We start from the raw sequence: 17,593 nt of genomic DNA on the forward strand, positions 1-17,593 counted from the left end.
AATTACTATAAACAAGGAGGGCAATCAATTGCCAGCAAAAGCAGCACCTAAAAGAAGCAAGTCCGTGCTCAAAAGGGCCCGGCAGACAGAAGTAAAGACGCTGAAAAACAAATCAGTGAAGAACCTGCTCAGGACACTTTCCAAAAATGTCAGGGAAGAGGTCGACAATAAAAACGCTGATGGCGCGAAGGCCATATTAAAGAAAGCGATCTCCGCCATTGACAACGCGGCCAGAAAAAGGATCATCCATGAAAATACCGCTGCCCGGAAAGTCTCCCAGCTCACAAGGCTCGTCAATTCCCTTTCCCCTTCTGCAGCAGCCTGACAAGCAGGACCTCAAGCACAAGCTCCGGTCTTCCTGATGATTTAATTCCCAGATCAGCTTCATGCAGGTCTTGGAAAATGCCTAAAAAATCTTCTTCCTTAAACTGGGGAAGATATTTTGAAAGCGTCCGGTAAGTGCCTTCCCTCATCTTTGCGGGCCTCCTGCCCTTGTTTAACCACAGGGAGTAAAACTGTTTGTAGTGCCAGTTCAACGTCCCCAGGATAACGGGAAGTTCGCCGCTCCGGCCTGAGAAGAAGGTCTTTAAAATCCTGAAGGCCTTTGTGCCCTGCCTTGCTATCAATGAATCGACCAGATCGAAGGTCGTATATTCCCTCATCATGCTGGTTGAGTCAATGATGTCCTTGCCGCTGATGGTCTTGTTCCCAAGAGATGTCAGCTTTTCGATCTCCATCAATAAAAGGCCAGCGTCAAATCCCACATACTCTATCAAATAATCAACCGCTTCGTCAGACAGCTTCAGTCCTTTCTGCGATGCAGCGTGCTTCAGCCATGCGGGCATGTCCCTTTCCTGGATATTCAGGGAATAAACCTTCCAGCCGACATCCAAAGACGCGGCAGGGGCTTTTTGTGAAAAGACCACCATGCAGGTTGTATCAGCAGGCCCTTTCAGATACGGCGTTAAAGCTTTTACAGCGGCGGCAGGAAACAGGTGAAAGTCTTTTATGACCACCAGCCTCCTTGAGGCCATGAATGGAAGGGTCAATGCTGCATTTAAAATTTCGGGAGGCGCTGCGGAAGGATAGAAGGCGCTGTAATTAAAGTCCACAGGGGCGGAGGCAATAACAACCTCGATGATCTTTGAAAGGGCCTCCTCAAGAAAGCAGCCTTCCTCGCTCCAGATAAAATATAGAGGGCCGGGAAGTCCGTTTTCAACTTCTTTTTGGAGCGCCTTATTTAGCATACGTCATGACGATCCTGCCTACTATCTCTTTTGCGATCTCGCTGCAAGCCTTGTCCGTGGACCTTTCCTTTTCCGCGACACTGTCACTGACTGTCCCGGTTGTCTGGAAGGTGATCTTTATCGGCGACTCCATTGTCTTAAATTCGGTGATCTTTCCCCTGTCGTTGAGCTTGATGTTGACCCGCATTGTTATTACCTGTTCCTTGATCTTATCATCGACTGCCGCGATAGCGCCAAGCTCGAAGGTCGTCACAGTCGCCTCAAGCATGGCATCACCCCCCGCACCTTTGACCTCAATGCCTTCATTTATAAACTCCTTTGAAAGGGCGTTGTGAAGCCTTTCCTCCAGCCTCGGCTCATAGGTTTTATTCTGAACGGGATTTATCGTTATGGAGTTAAACGGCAGAAGCTTGGAACCGACCATGTGGTAGCCGCAAGATGAAAGTAAGAAGTAAGAAGTGAGAAGTAAGAAGTAAAAAGCAATAGATAAAAGACCTCTCTCATTTATTTTTATTTTTCTCATTATCTAACTTCCCATTTCCTACTTCTAACTTCTTACTTATTTTAAACCACTATATTGACAAGCTTGCCTTTGACGACCACAACTTTTTTCAACGTCTTACCCTTAATATATTCCTGGACCTTCGGAGCTGAGAAGGCCTTTTCCTTAACAGCGTCATCATCAAGCCCCGCAGGTATCAGGATCTTGCCCCTCACCTTTCCGTTTACCTGTATCACAAGCTCGACCTCTTCTTCCTTTACGATCTCCTCGTCCCACACAGGCCAGGGTTCTTTCTGGATGCTCTTCTTGCCGCCGGCCTGCTCCCAGAGCTCTTCTGTAATATGCGGGGCAAAAGGAGACAGGAGCAGTAGCATCTGCTCAATACTGAACTTCAAAACACCATGGTCCTCTTTGCTCAGCGGACTAAATGCAGTGATCTCATTAATAAGCTCCATCAGCGCCGCGATAGCAGTATTAAAATGATAATCGCGTTCAATGCTGTTTGTGACCCTCTTGATGGTCTGATGTGTTTTTCGTAAAAGTGCGGAAGCCCCGGAGTTCAAAACAGGGAGAACGTTTTCTCCTTTTGCACTTTTGCTCTTTTGCACTTCTGCACTATTTTTATAAACAATCCCCCATATCCTGTTCAAAAACCTGGACGCCCCATCCACTCCCTGGTCCGACCATTCGAGGTCCCTCTCAGGCGGGGCCGCGAACATGCAGAAGACCCTCACGGTGTCAGCGCCGTATTTGTTGATCAGAAAATCCGGGTCTACGACATTGCCCTTTGACTTGGACATCTTTGCGCCGTCCTTGATTACCATCCCCTGCGTCAGGAGGCTGGTAAAGGGTTCATCGACTTTTATGAGGCCGATATCCCTTATGACCTTTGTGAAAAAGCGTGAATAAAGCAGATGAAGGACCGCGTGTTCAATCCCTCCGATGTACTGATCAACCGGCATCCAGTAAGAGAGGGCTGATTGCTGATTGCCGAGGGCTGAATTTAAATCGATCTTCTCATTCCCTCCAAGACAGTACGCGATAAAATACCACGATGAATCCACGAAGGTGTCCATCGTGTCCGTCTCTCTCCGCGCGTCTTTTCCGCACCGGGAACATTTTGTGTTTATAAAATCCTTCGACTCAGACAGCGGAGACGCGCCCTTGCCTTTAAACACAACATCCTGTGGAAGCACCACCGGCAATTCGCTTTCAGGCACCGGCACAGCGCCGCAAGTGTCGCAATAGATTATCGGGATCGGTGTCCCCCAATACCTCTGACGGGAAATGCCCCAGTCCCTCAGCTTGTAATTGACAACCTTCTTACCGAAGCCCTTTTGTTCGATATGATCGGCAATCTTCTCTCTCGCTTCTTTGCTTGACAGTCCGGAGAATTGTGCGGAGTTGATAAGAACGCCATCGTCTTCAAAGGCCTTGTCTGTCTTCTGTCTTCTGTCCTCTGTCTTCTGAGGTATTATTACCTCTTTTATTGGTAAATCATATTTCGTCGCAAAATCAAAATCCCGCTGGTCATGCGCTGGCACTGCCATGACTGCGCCTGTGCCGTATTCCATAAGAACGAAATTGGCAGCCCAGATCGGTATCTTATCCCCGGTCAGCGGATTCTCCGCGTAATGACCTGTGAAGACGCCCTCCTTTTTCTCAGGGTCGTCTGAGAGAGAGGCTATCGCCTTCAACGTCTCTTCATCTTTTACCAGCTCGGTTACCAGCGGATGCTTCTTTGCAATGCTCATGAACGTCGCGCCATAAAGCGTATCCTGTCTCGTGGTGAAGATCCTGATCTTCCTGTCCATGCCCGCGATCTTAAAATCAACCTCAACTCCCTCGCTTCGCCCGATCCAGTTGCGCTGCATGGTTACGACCTTCTCAGGCCAGCCCGTGAGAGTGTCCGCGTCTTTCAGGAGCTCCTCGGCATAACTTGTGATCTTAAAAAACCACTGCTCAAGCTCCTTCTGTATCACAACGCTGTCGCAGCGCCAGCACTTTTCATCTATGACCTGCTCATTTGCAAGGACTGTCTCGCACGAAGGACACCAGTTGACAGCGGAAGTTTTTTTATAGGCGAGCCCCCGTTCAAGCATTTTGAGGAAGAACCACTGGTTCCATCTGTAATACTCAGGCTTGCAGGTTGTGACTTCCCTCTGCCAGTCATAGCTCAGGCCTATCTTCTTTAACTGCGCCCTCATGTAGTCAATATTTTCAAAGGTCCATTTCGCGGGATGCACCCCGTGTTTTATTGCGGCGTTCTCTGCGGGCAGGCCGAATGAATCCCAGCCCATCGGGTGAAGCACGTTGAATCCGCGCATCCTCTTGTACCTGGTGATGACGTCCCCGATGGCGTAATTTCTCACGTGCCCCATGTGGATCCTGCCGGAGGGGTACGGAAACATCTCAAGGCAGTAGAACTTCGGGAGATCATCATCTTCCCTGACAGCAAACAGGTCCTCTTTCACCCAGTGTTCCTGCCGCCTGCTTTCTATGTTTTTAGGGTCATATCTTTCTTCCAAGAAACGCCTCCGCTCATGCTTTAAAATAAGTTTTGTATTGTACCATAATCAAACTGCCAGCGGCAGGACACAATGTCTGAAAGAATTCTTGCATATGCAACAATTATTGCATTCTAAAAAGTTTGTTGTTTTTAAAGTGTTATCTTCCACGCGCGGCTTTGCGTCAAGATTTGTTGCTCTTTATGGCTTTCAGTGGAAAAAGCGAAATACTCCTATCCCTTTGATTCATCGAAATAAAATTTTCAACTAAATTGTTTAGCACTTTTTTTGCTCAGTACCGGGCAGGTGTATTTCGCAGATCCGTCGCGGAGACGCGCAGAAATGAAGGTGTAAATGAGAATGATTCGAGCGATGATAATTATTTGTTGTCTGTTCGTACCGGTTGCTTATGCTCATGCAGAGGAACAGAATATAGTAATGGAAGTCGAGGGGTTAAACTGCGAGGTCTGTCCGTTAATTGTAAAAGAGTCCCTGTCAAAAATACACGGAGTAAAGGATGTCATTATGTCCCCTGAAGAAGAAAAAATAGTCCTTATTGCCGATGAGTCCGTTGCAGATAGGACGTTAATTAATACCTTGGGAAAAGCAGGGCCTTACAATGTCAGGTCCATTAAACGCTGTGACTATCAGAGGTGAACTTGAATGCGATGACCCGGCATTACACGATCATTTTACTTGCCATTATTCTTGCCCTGCCCGGATGCTCTCTGCGGCAAACCACAACCGCCGGCAAAAACGCCGCTTTTGAAGATATAAATTCCGTACCCCGCGTTACTTCGCAGGAGCTCAAGGACCGCCTCGACAAAGGCGAACCCATTCTGATTGCAGATGTCCGCTCGGTAAAAGCGTATGATACCATGCGCGTGGCAGGCGCGGTATCAATCCCTTTTAAAGAGATCGAATCCCGGCTGAATGACCTCCCCCGCGACAGGGAGATCGTCTTTTACTGAAACTGACCTGCCGAGCACATCAGCGCCCGTGCGGCGCTGCTGTTATATAAGCGCGGATTCACCCGCCTGTCTGTCTTGCACGGCGGGCTCGCGGACTGGAAGCAGGCTGGTTTCCCGGTGGAGCCGTAAAAAAATAAATTTTAAAATTCTTTCCTTCTTGCAATCCCAAATGCTTGGTGCAATAATGACTATCATGAACCAGTCAATTATAAAAAGAGGCTGTTTGCCACGAATATGCACGAATACACACGAATAAATAATGGGCAGGGACAAACAGCCATTCGCCATGCTGCTGCAAATAATTCGTGTCTATTCGTGATAATTCGTGACTAAAACAGAAAGGGGGAATTATGCAGGCAGAGGTAAAAATCGTTGAAGGCGGGCAAACAATAAAAACAGAGAAGATGAAACTTAAGAAAGTGAAAGAGTTCAGCGATGGCATTGTTCTTTATGAGAATGAAGATGGCGGGGCTGTTGTGTACTTCGGCAAAAAGAATGAATATATTTTAATCTCCATTGATATGGCTTAGGTAGCGATAAGCTTGACACACTTCTTTTTGTATGTTATTAATATAACCACAACAAGCCACGAAGGCTTTAACGGCAAAAACGCCGGAACGCTTTCGTGGTTTTTTTTATTTTTAGAGACAGGAGAAAAAATTATGTCAGAGGAATTATTGATCCTTTTAACTGCCGCGGCTTCAATCGCTTTTTTTCATACGCTTTTAGGCCCCGACCATTATATCCCGTTCATTGCTATGTCGCGTTCGGGTAAATGGTCACTGCGCAAGACAACCTGGGTCACTGTTCTGTGCGGTGTCGGCCATGTATTAAGCTCTGTTGTCTTGGGTATCCTGGGCATAATGTTCGGCCTGGCCGTATCAAAACTGCAAATCCTCGAATCGTCACGCGGCAATATAGCAACGTGGGCGCTCATCGCGTTCGGTTTAATATATTTCGTGTGGGGGATGCGGAGGGCGATGAGGCATAAATCCCATGAACACTTCCATATGCATGAAGGCGATGTTGATCATGTTCATCATCATAACCACACAACTGAACATATGCACGTCCATGAAGCAAAGTCCAAAAAAAACATGACACCCTGGGTGCTCTTTATAATTTTCATCCTCGGCCCCTGCGAGCCGTTGATACCGATGCTCATGTACCCGGCTGCAAAAAGCAGCACCTCAGCTTTATTGCTTGTCACCGGGGTATTCGGTTCAATAACGGTGCTTACCATGCTCGGGATAGTGCTGGTCTCATATTACGGAATAAACATCATCCCGTCTGAAAAACTGGAAAAATATACTCACGCAATAGCCGGGGCAATAATAAGTGTCTGCGGAGCGTCGATTCTGCTCTTCGGATTATAGGAATAATTTCATGACAGATATGGAAAAGCTTAAACACCTGCTCGAACACTGGATGGAACACAACGAAGCCCACGTAAAGACATACAGCGAATGGGCGTCAAAGGTAGATGCCATCGGAGAAAACGAGATTGCAGGAATACTCCGGCAGATCGTCGATGAGAGCAGAAAGTTGAACGATCTGTTCAAAAAGGCAAATGGAATTTTGTAAAGACAAGGGACAGGCCATGACAAAAGACTTATTTTGTTTTTGCTGCAGGGGCAAATATTGCTCTTTTCTTATCCTGACTACTGACTACTAACTACTTTTAGTTACAATCTCATAATCAACTCATACAGTCTCGGATACTCATCTTTTAAAAGCGACACATCCTCTTTCAGCAGCCTCAATCCCTCCGGCACGTATTTCAGGAAATATTTTTTCCCTTTCACTGAGAAAAGAAAGCCGTATGCGCCAAGCGCCTGCATATGCCTTTGGAGCCTGCATATAAGCAGCGTCTCCCTGAAATAGTCAGCGTCAAACTTGTCCTCGATCTTACTTATGTAATAAGCCACAAGCCGCTCCCTCAGATTGTCTTCGAGGCGGTAGTACGGGTCCCAGAGCAGTGAGGCCACGTCATAGGCTGAAGGTCCCATCCTCGCTCCCTGATAATCAATTATCCGCAAGTCACCGTTTTGCAGGACCATGATATTCTGCGACTGAAAGTCCCTGTGAATTATTGTCTTGGGGAAAGAGTCCGCCTTAAACGCAAGGCTGTTTAAGTCTTCTTCAAATTCAGGGATGTCACCGGTCTGTATATTTTTAATTCCATCGACAAATCTTTCGAGAAAATAATCCACCTCCCAGCGGAAATATTCATAATCGAAGATCCTGTTTTTAAGAAGCCGGCAATCCGCTACATAATCGGTTGCGGTAGTGTGAAGGTTCGCCAGTACATCAATTACCTTCATGTATATTTTTTCTATCTCTGGTTCTTCACGGGGGCATTTCAACCAATTATAGAGAGAGGTATCTCCGGCGTCTTCAAATACGGCATGTTTTTCGTCGGTATCTACTTCCAGCAATTCAGGGACGGGGATGAGATATTTCAGAAAGAACCGCGAGTATTCCATCTGCCGGTTAAAATCAGGGTCGTCCCTTTTACACTGCATCAGCACTGAGGACTTCTTGCCCCTTTTGATCCTGTAGTATTTCCTGTCAGAGCCGCCTGAGCCGATTATCTTTTTGCCGTCTTCAAATGACGCCGCGAGGACTTCAGGTTCAATGAGGTCAATCCTGAGATCAGGGCCGATGATGCAGTTTTCAATTAACTCACTTTCAATTCCCCCTCCACTGCCATCCGGCAGCAGGATACAATTCCTCAATGAAACGTCTTTATCAAATACATATCCCTCTTCTATCACAACATACCCCTGCGTTTCAACACTTCCGCAGCCTTTTACTGACGGGTGAACATACATCGTTTCTCCTTCAGCCTTCAATAAATTAAAAACTGTAGAGGCATATGCGGCAGGAGTTCCTATATCGCTCCAGTAGTGGCGGGGTTTATACCGGTCGCTGCTTACATCAAAAGTCCCTATCTTATGTCCGGCATTTACGGCTTTCAACCATGACTCCACAACACTCGATGCGCCGGGAGGAAGGAATTGCAGGAACTCAGGTTCATAGACGGCAATTCCAGTGAAGGCTGTTCTTTTATCCCCCTCTTTATTTAAGGGGGGGCGTGGGGGGGGTATTTTCCCAACACCCATCAAAAACCCGTTTTCATTAACTACAACATTATTAAATTCAGGACAATCATGGACAGCAAGCGTCACAAGATCTTTTGAGGAGCGATGATGGTCAAGCAGCCTTTCGAGACTTATATCAGAGAGTATGTCCGAATTGTGCACCAAGAATGTCCCTTCATTTAAAAATCCCTCTGCATTTTTTAATGCCCCGCCAGTGCCGAGAATTTGTTCTTCCGGGAAGAGAACGTAGGGGCGGGTTTCAAACCCGCCCCTACTGAGGAAATGTTTGCTGATCCACTCCTCGATCATCTCTTTCTTATGATGAAGGTTTATCCCGATCTTATTTACAGGCAATACTGAAACCCTTTCAAGAATGTATTGAAGGACCGGTTTGCCCAGGACCGGCAGCAGCGGCTTGGGAATATGATCTGTGATAGGCCGGAGTCTTTCACCAAGCCCGGCAGCAAGCATGAATATGTTGATTGTCTTGTTCATAGTGAAAAATCTTATCCACAGATGCCACAGATTTTATTAAGGACCCTGCGTGCTTTTATTTAATCTGTGCAATCTGTGAAATCTGCGGATTGATTATTTAGTAAATCAAAAAACTCCTTCGTACTTTTTTATTAAACTCCATGCACTGTTCAGTCCACCAAGCTTCCATCCGCTCAAGCGGTTTAGCGTTTTCGATATCCTTCCTGAGCCTGTCCGTGCCCGCGAGGACATCAACCGGCATCTTCTCCGCCTCATATTCATACGGAGGCTGTTTCCATTCAAAGTGTTCAGGATAAAGGTCATGTATCGCCTTGATAACCGCAACGCCTGTTTTGAATGGTTTAAATCTCTTTCTGTTTATAACGTGAATCTGCGCTCCTCCGCAGAGCTTGCCGGAATGCTTCTGGAAAGTCGGCTGGAAATACACCGGCCTGAAGATGACACCCTGGAGTTTGAATTTTCCAAGATGATTAACAAGCTGCTCAGGGTCTATGAACGGGGCCCCGAAAATTTCAAACGGCCTTGTTGTGCCGCGCCCCTCGCTTAAATTAGTGGCTTCAAGAAGGCACATGCCGGGATACACAATTGCCGTATCAGGTGTCGGCATATTGGGAGAAGGCATGACCCACGGAAGGCCTGTCTCGTCGAAATACATCTTCCGGCTCCAGCCTTTCATGGGGACAATGTGAAAACTCAGTGAGGGGTAGAATTCATTTTTCAAGTAGTTTCCTATCTCACATATCGTCATGCCGTGACGGACAGGAATCGGACGCTGTCCGACAAAAGATGAATAAGCCGTATCAAGCACCGGCCCTTCTGTAACAGCGCCGCCAAGAGGATTCGGCCTGTCGAGGATGACAACGGATTTATTCATCTCATCACATGCCTGCATACATAGCTCCATTGTCCATATGAACGTGTAATACCGCGATCCGACATCCTGCATATCAATTGCCAGCACATCAATGTCTTTCAACATTGAAGGCTCCGGTCTTCTGGTATAACTGTAGAGGCTGTATACGGACAGTCCTGTCTTTTTGTCCCTGAACCCTTTCCATTCGATCATATTGTCCTGCGTTTCTCCGCGGATTCCGTGCTGTGGGCCGAAGAGCGCCTTCACTTCAAACTTTCTGCTCTTGATAAAACAGTCCACCGCGTGTTCCAGCCTCCTGCTCACAGATGCGGGATGCACAACAAGTCCCACCCGCGCGCCTTTTAATTTCGCGGGCCAGTTTTTCTCAAATATGTCTAATCCGTTTTGCATTTTCGTTTTTAATCGAAATAATTCCTCAAAGCTCTGCTTCGGGGTTACAACAATTGTGCAACTTGTGAAGGTTGTTTGAATTATAACGGTTTGGTGAAAAAAGAGATACGCGGGATTTCTTTTCTACCAAACATCAGCAAGGGATTATTTACGGCTGTACCGCATTATATGCCCTGTCCCTTACTATACCTGAAGGGTCCTGCAATGGACCAAGCGGATTTTTCACTTCTGTTGTCTCATCTATTATCGGGGTCCCTCCCCAGAGCTTATGCACAACGGTCCCATTGACCATAACTATCAGAGATTCGAACGTCCATCCGGTTTCTTTTGTTGTCCTCTTGAAATTAAACAGGTCCAGAAAGACATTGCCATACCTTTTTCTTGTACTGTTCCTCAGACGAATTTCATAGGACCTGCAATCAGTTTTTGCCTCAATGCAGTCCTGTATCCCTTTATCAAGGTCCTCTTTTTTAATGGAGGGATTGATCATAAAGCGCTGGATAATATCCAGATGTGTCAGGATCTTAAAATTAGGCGTTGAATAAGGATCGTAACCGAGCTGTTTCAGTTCATCAACGGTGGTCTGGTAAGGAATTATCATATCGAAAGCCGTCTTGGCCTCTTCAAAGCTCCCCCACAAATGTGTCTTTGTCATCTCCTTTGTGCTGGGAAGCAATGAACTACAGCCAACCGTAATGAAGGCAAAAAAAGATATTGCTAAAAACAGCAATCCCTTCTTAAAAAAATTATTATCTGGCATTAACAAAATTATATCACATACTGGCTGACCAGTCAGCAGGGAGAAAATCTGTGCTAAAATTACGCATGACAAGCCTCTATGTCCACATCCCCTTTTGCCTGAAAAAATGCATATACTGCGATTTTGTGTCGGGTATTTATGATCCCCGGAAGGCGGACGCTTACATCGATGCGCTGAACAAAGAGATCCACAATATCCCTGAGAAAACGCATCTCTCGACCCTCTTCATTGGAGGCGGCACGCCGACAACGCTTTCTAAGAACACGTTAACAAAGCTGATCCGCCATATCTTCTCCCATTGCAGCTTCACAGAAAACTACGAAGCCACAATCGAGGCAAATCCCGGCACAGTGGATAAAGAAAAATTACAGGCGATACGTTCTGCCGGGATAAACAGGATCAGCATCGGCATTCAATCCTTTAATGATGATGAGCTTGCGCTGCTCGGCAGGATACATACCTCTGAAGAAGCCGTGCACGCAGTCCGTCTTGCAAGGGACGCGGGTTTTGAAAATATCGGGATCGATCTCATATACGGTATTCCCGGACAGGATATCGGAAGCTGGAAGAAAACACTTGAGAAAGCAGCGATGCTAAAGCCGGAGCATATTTCCACATATGAGCTGACAGTGGAGAAAGGGACGTTGTTATATGAATATCTGATGTTTCACCCTCTCCCTAACCCTCTCCCGTCAAGGGAGAGGGCATTAAAAAAAACCCGCTCACAAAGTCCCCCCTCCCCGCGCGGGAGGGGGATAGGGGGAGGGGGAAATAAGTTTACCATGCCAGAAGAAGACAAAATCATCGAGATGTATGAACACACTATCGATTATCTGGCATCCGAAGGCTATGGCCATTACGAGATATCAAATTTCGCGATGCCAGGTTTTCAATGCAGGCACAATCTGAATTACTGGGACAGGGGCGAATATTACGGGGCCGGACTGGGCGCGCATTCTTTTGTAGATGGGAACCGTTTCTATAACACCGGCGATCTTGAAGAATACCTGAAGGCCATTTCAGAAAATAAAAGTCCTGTTAAAGAGACAGAGCATATCACGGAAGACACGGCCTTGTCAGAGGCCATCTTTCTTGGATTGAGGAAAACCGGAGGGATAAACATAGAGTCTTTTTCAAAACGTTACAAAATAAATATCTTGAGCCGTTATCAAAATGAAATAGCAGCGCTGCAGGAAGCGGGGTTGATTGAAATTGTCAGTTCCGGCTGTTCATATGAAACGAACCTGAGGCTTACGAGAAAAGGGACCCCCCTGTCTAATGAGGTATTTCTAAAATTTGTATAACCAAGGGTTACATAACCTGATAAAAAAAGGTAAAATAGTAACTGCTTTATTTCATTACACACAAAGAAGGTAACTATGATAGACAAATTTGAGCCGAAATGGATTGCCTGGGAAATCACGAGGAGATGTAATCTCAGGTGCGTGCACTGCCGGTCTTCTTCCGAGATGGAGGCAAAAGGGCATCCCGATTTTTCAACAGAAGAGGCCTACAGGGTTATCGACGACATCGCGAGTTACGCCAAACCTGTTATGGTGCTTTCAGGCGGCGAGCCTTTATTGAGAAAAGATGTTTTTGATATAGCAAAGTACGGTACTTCAAAAGACCTCCGTATGTGTATGGCGACAAACGGCTCTCTTGTTACGGAGGAAGTATGCGAGGGCATGAAGGCATCCGGCATCAAGATGGTGTCGCTCAGCCTTGATGGTTCTACGGCAGAGGTACATGATAATTTCCGAAACCAGAACGGAGCATTTGCCGGAGTGATGAAGGCAACCGAACTGTTTAATAAGCACGGCATCAAGTTCCTTATTAACTCATCTTTCACAAAGCGCAATCAGCAGGAGATCCCGAAGGTCTTTAAACTCGCAAAGAAACTCGGGGCCACCGCATGGTATATGTTCATGATAGTGCCTACCGGAAGAGGAGAAGACATTATGAATGAGCTCATTTCAAAAGAAGACTATGAGGAATTGCTTGAATGGCATTATCAGATGGAAAAGAATGAGAAGGATATTCTTGTAAGGCCCACATGCGCCCCGCATTATTACAGGGTGGTACTTCAGAAACAAAAAGAAGAAGGCGAAAAAATGGAGCGCCGCACACTGAAGTTTTCAACAGGCGGCTCCAAAGGGTGTCTCGCGGGACAGCTTATCTGCCTTATCGACGTTGACGGCAATGTCCTGCCTTGCAGTTACTTCCCGAAATCAGCCGGGAACATAAGGGAGAAATCCTTCAAGGACATCTGGGAGAATTCCGAGCTGTTCAAGGACATGAGAAATTTTAAAGCCTATAAAGGCAGGTGCGGCTCCTGCGAATATGTCAATGTCTGCGGCGGCTGCCGCGCCCGCGCGTACGCTGTGACCGGAGATTATATGGAGGAGGAGCCTTTCTGCGGATACATCCCGTATAAGATAAGAAAAGCAGGAAGTGAGAAGTGAGAAGTGGGAAGTGAAACAAGAAAACGACCTAAGCAAGCGACTGTATAATTTTGCTTTAAAGATCGTTTTATTGGTAAGGACGCTCCCAAAAGAAATTGCAGCCCACGAAATCGGAAGACAATTGATCAGGTCGGGAACTTCAATTACTGCAAATTATGAAGAAGCTAAAGGAGCGTTCAGTAAAGATGATTTTACTTACAAACTGAACACAGCTTTTAAAGAGGCAAGAGAAACGAACCTCTGGTTAAGACTTTTAAATGATTCAAAAATTATGAAAGATGAGCAACTAAATGAGGTAATTAAAGAATCTGAAGAGATAAGAAACATTTTAGGGAAAGGTGTAAAAACAGCAAAGCACGGAAATAAGAATTGAGAACTTTAGGATTTATTACTTCCTACTTCCCACTTCTTACTTCTCACTTTATTTTATGGAGGAATAATGAACGATACATTTCTTAAGGCATGCCGTGGAGAAAAAACAGACTACACCCCGATATGGATCATGCGCCAGGCAGGGAGATATTTACCTGATTACCAGAAGGTCAGAGGCAAAGTTGATTTCCTGACGCTCTGCAAGACACCTGAACTTGCGGCTGAGGTGACTATCCAGCCGGTGGATATTCTGAAGGTTGACGCCGCCATCCTTTTTTCAGATATCCTTATCCCAGTTGAGGCAATGGGGATGAATCTCGAGTTTCACGAAAAGAGAGGTCCCGTCATGAGCCCGGCCATCCGTGATGAAAATACCGTAAAAAAACTCTCGGTGCCCGACCCAGAGGATAAAATGAAATTCGTTATGGACACTATACGGATTCTTCGGAAAGAGCTTGCAAATAAAGTCCCGTTGATCGGTTTTTCAGGCGCGCCGTTTACAACTGCCACGTATATGATCGAGGGAGGCACTTCAAAGAATTTCCTTAACACAAAGAGAATGATCTTCCAGTCTCCCGAATTATACGGCTCGTTGATGGACAAGATAACCGCCACAATTATCGAATACACGAAGGCCCAGGTAAAAGCCGGAGCGCAGGCCATCCAGTTGTTTGATACATGGGGAGGCATTTTCTCTCCCGCTGATTTTAAAGAATACGCATTATCATATGTCATCAGGATAATCGATGAACTCAGGAAATGGCAGGAGGCTGAAAAGCTTGAGCAGGTCCCGATCATTTATTTTGTCGGGGAAACTGCCGGGCTGCTGAAAGAAATAAAGACCTCCGGCGCCGATGTTTACGGCGTTGACTGGAGAATCAATCTTGATGACGCGATAAAACAACTCGGCAACGATGCAGTGGTCCAGGGGAATCTCGACCCGATCGCGATGTTCCTGCCGCAGCACAAGATAGAACAGCGCGTGAAAGACGTCCTCCAGAGGGCATCCTCCGCTCGCGGGCATATCTTTAATCTCGGCCACGGGGTGCTGCCTGAAACCTCGCCGGATAATGTCATCGCGCTTGTTGAGATGGTCCACCGGCTAAGCAGACAGCGATAAGGGTTTTCCCTCGGTAAAATTACCAAGTCGCCCTGTCAAAATGACCATCATTCTGTCAAAACAATTATCAGCAGTTAAGCTAAGCTTCTGAAAAATAGCAATTGCTATTTTGGCATTGATTTTGCATTTCTTTATAAAGCTAAAAGTCTTTTGCGGTAGACAAGCTAAAGAAGAGATGCTACTATTTACAACAGAAGGGATTTTCATCAAGAGTTTTCATTAGGATGCACAGATCATCTTATGCTTAAAGCTGAAATAACAGACATCGGCAGTCACTGGGACAATATTATAAATTCAATAAACGACGGCATACTGATCATTGACCGGGATTATAATATTGTTTTCGCCAACAGGGTCGCCTCTAAATTATTCGCCTTCGACAACGAGCTTCCGCGCCGGCGTTGTTATGAGTTCCTGCATAAACTCTCCGTCCCGTGCAATGAAAATTACAAATTCAAAACATGCCCCCATAAAGAAGTCACATTGTCAGGCAAGCCGGTAAGCTCAACCCTCCCTTTTGTATTGATAAGCGGGGAGAAGAAAATTTTCAGCGTCAGCGCGGCGCCTGTGAAAGACAGTAACGGCGAAGTCATACAGATCGTCAAGATCTTCCAGGACGTCACAGAGAAAAAACGCACTGAAGAAGTTTTAAAGAGGTCCGAGAAAGAGTACAGGTCACTCGTAGACAATTCGCTTGCCGGGGTGTATAAGACCAACATCAAAGGAGATGTAATTTACGCAAACAATGCGCTGGCAAAAATGCTTGAATTTGACTCCCCTGATGAAGTGATGACCAGGAGCGTGCTTACGTTTTACAAGGACATAAATGAACGCGAGAAAATAATTGAGAGTTTAAAGGTGACAGGAGGCGTCAGGACCATTGAGGTCGCGCTTCTTACAAAGACAGGCAAAACGAGGGACGTCCTGATGAGTGCGGTCCTTGAGGGGGAGACCATGTCCGGCATGATGATGGACATCACGGAGTGCAAAAAGATGGAGGCGCTGTCCCGAAACCAGGAGTTATTATTTTCTTCCATCTTTGAGGGGATGCAGGACGGCATGGTGGTTGTTGACAGAAATTTTTCAATACTCTACGCAAACAGCAGTTACAGCAGGCAGACCGGTTTCCCCTTAGATGAGATAATGGGAAAGCGCTGCTACGAAGTTTCGCATCACCGCAAGAGGCCCTGCTACATGGAGGGCGAGGAATGCAGCGTAAAGAACGCGTTTGCCACAGGGGCCGGCAACAAGATAATCCATACCCACTTCGACAAAGAAGATAACCCCGTTTATGTCGAGACCGCGGCTTATCCGATCAGGGACCTTTCAGGCAATATTACGTCAGTTGCCGAGAGGGTAAGCAACATCACTGAGAAACTGCGGCTCGATGAAGAGCTGAAGAAGCGCATGAAAGAGCTTGAGGAATTTTATGAAATGGCTGTCGGCAGGGAAATTAAAATGATAGAGTTGAAGGCGGAAGTCCAAAATCTGAAAGCAGAGCTTCAGCGATATAAACCGGCCGGCAGGACATGAAATCAAAGTTATCAATTACTGTTATTATTTTCGCTTTCCTTATTTTCACCGGTTACCTGTATTACGATTATAAGCATCACGGTGAATGGATAACAAAGCACTTGTTCTCTACGCAGAACCCCTTCGACGCTGTTTTCTTCATCCTGGTCCTTTGCGCCTTTATCGGCTCATTTATAGCAGCCTATTTTATCAATGACAGGAAGAAACTCCTCGACCAGACCAAACACTCTGAAGAACAATTGAGACATGCGGCGCGTGAATGGACAGCAACCTTTGATTCCATGCCCTACGGTGTTTTGCTGACTGACGGCGAGTGCAATATCATCAGGGCCAACCAGTACATAGCAGGATTATCAGGCGTACCTGCCAGGGACCTCGTCTTCCGTAAAAAATGCCAGGACACGGTCTGCATGAAGGACAGGTCAAACCTTTGCCATGTGCATAACGCGGCAAAGAACAAAGCCACCGGGAATTACGAGTTCTACAACCGGAAATACAATAAGTTTTTCAGCGAAAGCATTACCCCGATGCTCAATGATGAGGGGAATGTTGTTACCTATGTGCATGTCCTGGTCGATATCACCGACATGAAAGAAAAGGAATATAAACTCATCCAGTCCAAAGACGCGTTCTTTAACATGCTTAAAGACATGGACGCCACTTACAAGGAAATGAGGGCCGTCTATGACGGCCTCATCGTAACGTTCTCCAATATCCTGGATGCCAAGAGCTCGTGGACCAGGGGGCATTCAATAGAAGTTGCGCAATATGCAACGGCAATAGCCAGAGAGATGGGATTAAGCGAACTGGAGATCGAGACCCTCAGGGTGGCCGCCCTCCTGCACGATATCGGAAAGATCGGGACATACGATGTCATCCTTGATAAACCGGACACACTCACTGATGAGGAATTCTCGCTCATAAGAACACACACCATAAAAGGCGAGGAGATATTAAGGCCCATAAAAGGGCTTGATAAAATACTGCCGATCGTCAGGTCCCATCATGAAAAAGTCAACGGCGCAGGCTATCCTGACGGGCTGAAGGGAGATGAGATACCCTTTCTCGCAAGGATACTTTGCGTTGCCGATTCTTTCGACGCGATGGTGTCGGACAGGCCATACCGTCTCTCGCGCGGCAGGCAGTACGCGGTCACAGAGTTGAAACAATGCTCTGGGGAACAATTCGACCCGCATATTGTAGATGCCTTCGTAAATACAATGGAACGGGTTTCCGCCGCTTAAGCCCCAAGGGCC

18 protein-coding genes are annotated in these 17,593 nt (G+C 46.5%); 12 read left to right on the forward strand and 6 right to left on the reverse strand.

All coding sequences use genetic code 11. The features are described from left to right. The first annotated feature begins 28 nt into the window (after window positions 1-28). Window positions 29-325, forward strand: a complete 297-nt coding sequence (rpsT, locus tag HZB61_15740; GenBank protein MBI5058062.1) for a 30S ribosomal protein S20 — start codon at window positions 29-31, stop codon at window positions 323-325. Here the strand turns inward: rpsT and holA are convergent. Genes holA through HZB61_15755 form a run of 3 tightly spaced genes read right to left on the reverse strand, consistent with a single transcriptional unit; the run spans window position 294 to window position 4,277 of the window. Beyond that, window positions 294-1,247, reverse strand: a complete 954-nt coding sequence (gene holA, locus HZB61_15745) for a DNA polymerase III subunit delta (GenBank protein MBI5058063.1) — start codon at window positions 1,245-1,247, stop codon at window positions 294-296. The genes rpsT and holA overlap by 32 nt on opposite strands. Further along, window positions 1,237-1,770, reverse strand: a complete 534-nt coding sequence (locus HZB61_15750) for a hypothetical protein (GenBank protein ID MBI5058064.1) — start codon at window positions 1,768-1,770, stop codon at window positions 1,237-1,239. The genes holA and HZB61_15750 overlap by 11 nt, the downstream gene beginning before the upstream one ends. A 41-nt stretch (window positions 1,771-1,811) precedes the next feature. Next, window positions 1,812-4,277 (reverse strand): leucine--tRNA ligase, encoded by a 2,466-nt coding sequence (locus HZB61_15755; GenBank protein ID MBI5058065.1) that lies wholly within the window; start codon window positions 4,275-4,277, stop codon window positions 1,812-1,814. A gap of 333 nt (window positions 4,278-4,610) precedes the next feature. Here HZB61_15755 and HZB61_15760 point away from each other — a divergent pair, with 333 nt between their 5' ends. The 5 genes from HZB61_15760 to HZB61_15780 all read left to right on the forward strand — a co-directional run bounded on the left by HZB61_15760 (window position 4,611) and on the right by HZB61_15780 (window position 6,811). Beyond that, window positions 4,611-4,913, forward strand: a complete 303-nt coding sequence (locus HZB61_15760) for a cation transporter (GenBank protein ID MBI5058066.1) — start codon at window positions 4,611-4,613, stop codon at window positions 4,911-4,913. 11 nt (window positions 4,914-4,924) lie between these two features. Next, entirely contained in the window at window positions 4,925-5,227 is a 303-nt protein-coding gene (locus HZB61_15765; protein ID MBI5058067.1) for a hypothetical protein, read from the forward strand. Between the two features lie 350 nt (window positions 5,228-5,577). After that, the gene (locus tag HZB61_15770; protein ID MBI5058068.1) at window positions 5,578-5,757 is read left to right on the forward strand and encodes a hypothetical protein; all 180 of its coding nucleotides are present in this window, start codon (window positions 5,578-5,580) and stop codon (window positions 5,755-5,757) included. Between the two features lie 132 nt (window positions 5,758-5,889). Then, window positions 5,890-6,603, forward strand: coding sequence for a sulfite exporter TauE/SafE family protein (locus HZB61_15775; protein MBI5058069.1), 714 nt, complete (start codon window positions 5,890-5,892; stop codon window positions 6,601-6,603). A 10-nt stretch (window positions 6,604-6,613) separates the two neighbouring features. Continuing rightward, window positions 6,614-6,811 (forward strand): hypothetical protein, encoded by a 198-nt coding sequence (locus HZB61_15780; protein MBI5058070.1) that lies wholly within the window; start codon window positions 6,614-6,616, stop codon window positions 6,809-6,811. A gap of 101 nt (window positions 6,812-6,912) precedes the next feature. Here the strand turns inward: HZB61_15780 and HZB61_15785 are convergent, their stop codons facing one another. From HZB61_15785 to HZB61_15795, 3 genes are all read right to left on the reverse strand, one after another. Beyond that, window positions 6,913-8,826, reverse strand: coding sequence for a phosphotransferase (locus HZB61_15785; protein ID MBI5058071.1), 1,914 nt, complete (start codon window positions 8,824-8,826; stop codon window positions 6,913-6,915). 97 nt (window positions 8,827-8,923) lie between these two features. Continuing rightward, entirely contained in the window at window positions 8,924-10,090 is a 1,167-nt protein-coding gene (locus tag HZB61_15790; GenBank protein MBI5058072.1) for a DUF1343 domain-containing protein, read from the reverse strand. Between the two features lie 148 nt (window positions 10,091-10,238). Continuing rightward, a complete protein-coding gene (locus HZB61_15795; protein MBI5058073.1) occupies window positions 10,239-10,850 on the reverse strand; it encodes a hypothetical protein in 612 nt (203 codons plus the stop codon). Between the two features lie 50 nt (window positions 10,851-10,900). Between HZB61_15795 and hemW the strand changes: the two genes are divergently transcribed. The 6 genes from hemW (at window position 10,901) to HZB61_15825 (ending at window position 17,581) form a co-directional block, all read left to right on the forward strand. Further along, entirely contained in the window at window positions 10,901-12,154 is a 1,254-nt protein-coding gene (hemW, locus tag HZB61_15800) for a radical SAM family heme chaperone HemW (protein ID MBI5058074.1), read from the forward strand. 75 nt (window positions 12,155-12,229) lie between these two features. Further along, window positions 12,230-13,312 carry a radical SAM protein gene (locus HZB61_15805; protein ID MBI5058075.1) on the forward strand — a complete coding sequence of 361 codons (1,083 nt, stop codon included), beginning with the start codon at window positions 12,230-12,232 and terminating at the stop codon, window positions 13,310-13,312. Continuing rightward, a complete protein-coding gene (locus HZB61_15810; protein ID MBI5058076.1) occupies window positions 13,302-13,685 on the forward strand; it encodes a four helix bundle protein in 384 nt (127 codons plus the stop codon). Before HZB61_15805 ends, HZB61_15810 begins: the two co-directional genes overlap by 11 nt. Window positions 13,686-13,751: 66 nt before the next feature. Next, entirely contained in the window at window positions 13,752-14,804 is a 1,053-nt protein-coding gene (gene hemE / locus HZB61_15815) for a uroporphyrinogen decarboxylase (protein MBI5058077.1), read from the forward strand. A gap of 240 nt (window positions 14,805-15,044) precedes the next feature. Then, entirely contained in the window at window positions 15,045-16,337 is a 1,293-nt protein-coding gene (locus tag HZB61_15820; protein ID MBI5058078.1) for a PAS domain S-box protein, read from the forward strand. Further along, window positions 16,334-17,581, forward strand: coding sequence for an HD domain-containing protein (locus HZB61_15825; GenBank protein MBI5058079.1), 1,248 nt, complete (start codon window positions 16,334-16,336; stop codon window positions 17,579-17,581). The genes HZB61_15820 and HZB61_15825 overlap by 4 nt, the downstream gene beginning before the upstream one ends. Window positions 17,582-17,593: the final 12 nt, after the last annotated feature.

Source organism: Nitrospirota bacterium (assembly GCA_016214845.1).
Taxonomy (GTDB): domain Bacteria; phylum Nitrospirota; class Thermodesulfovibrionia; order UBA6902; family UBA6902; genus SURF-23.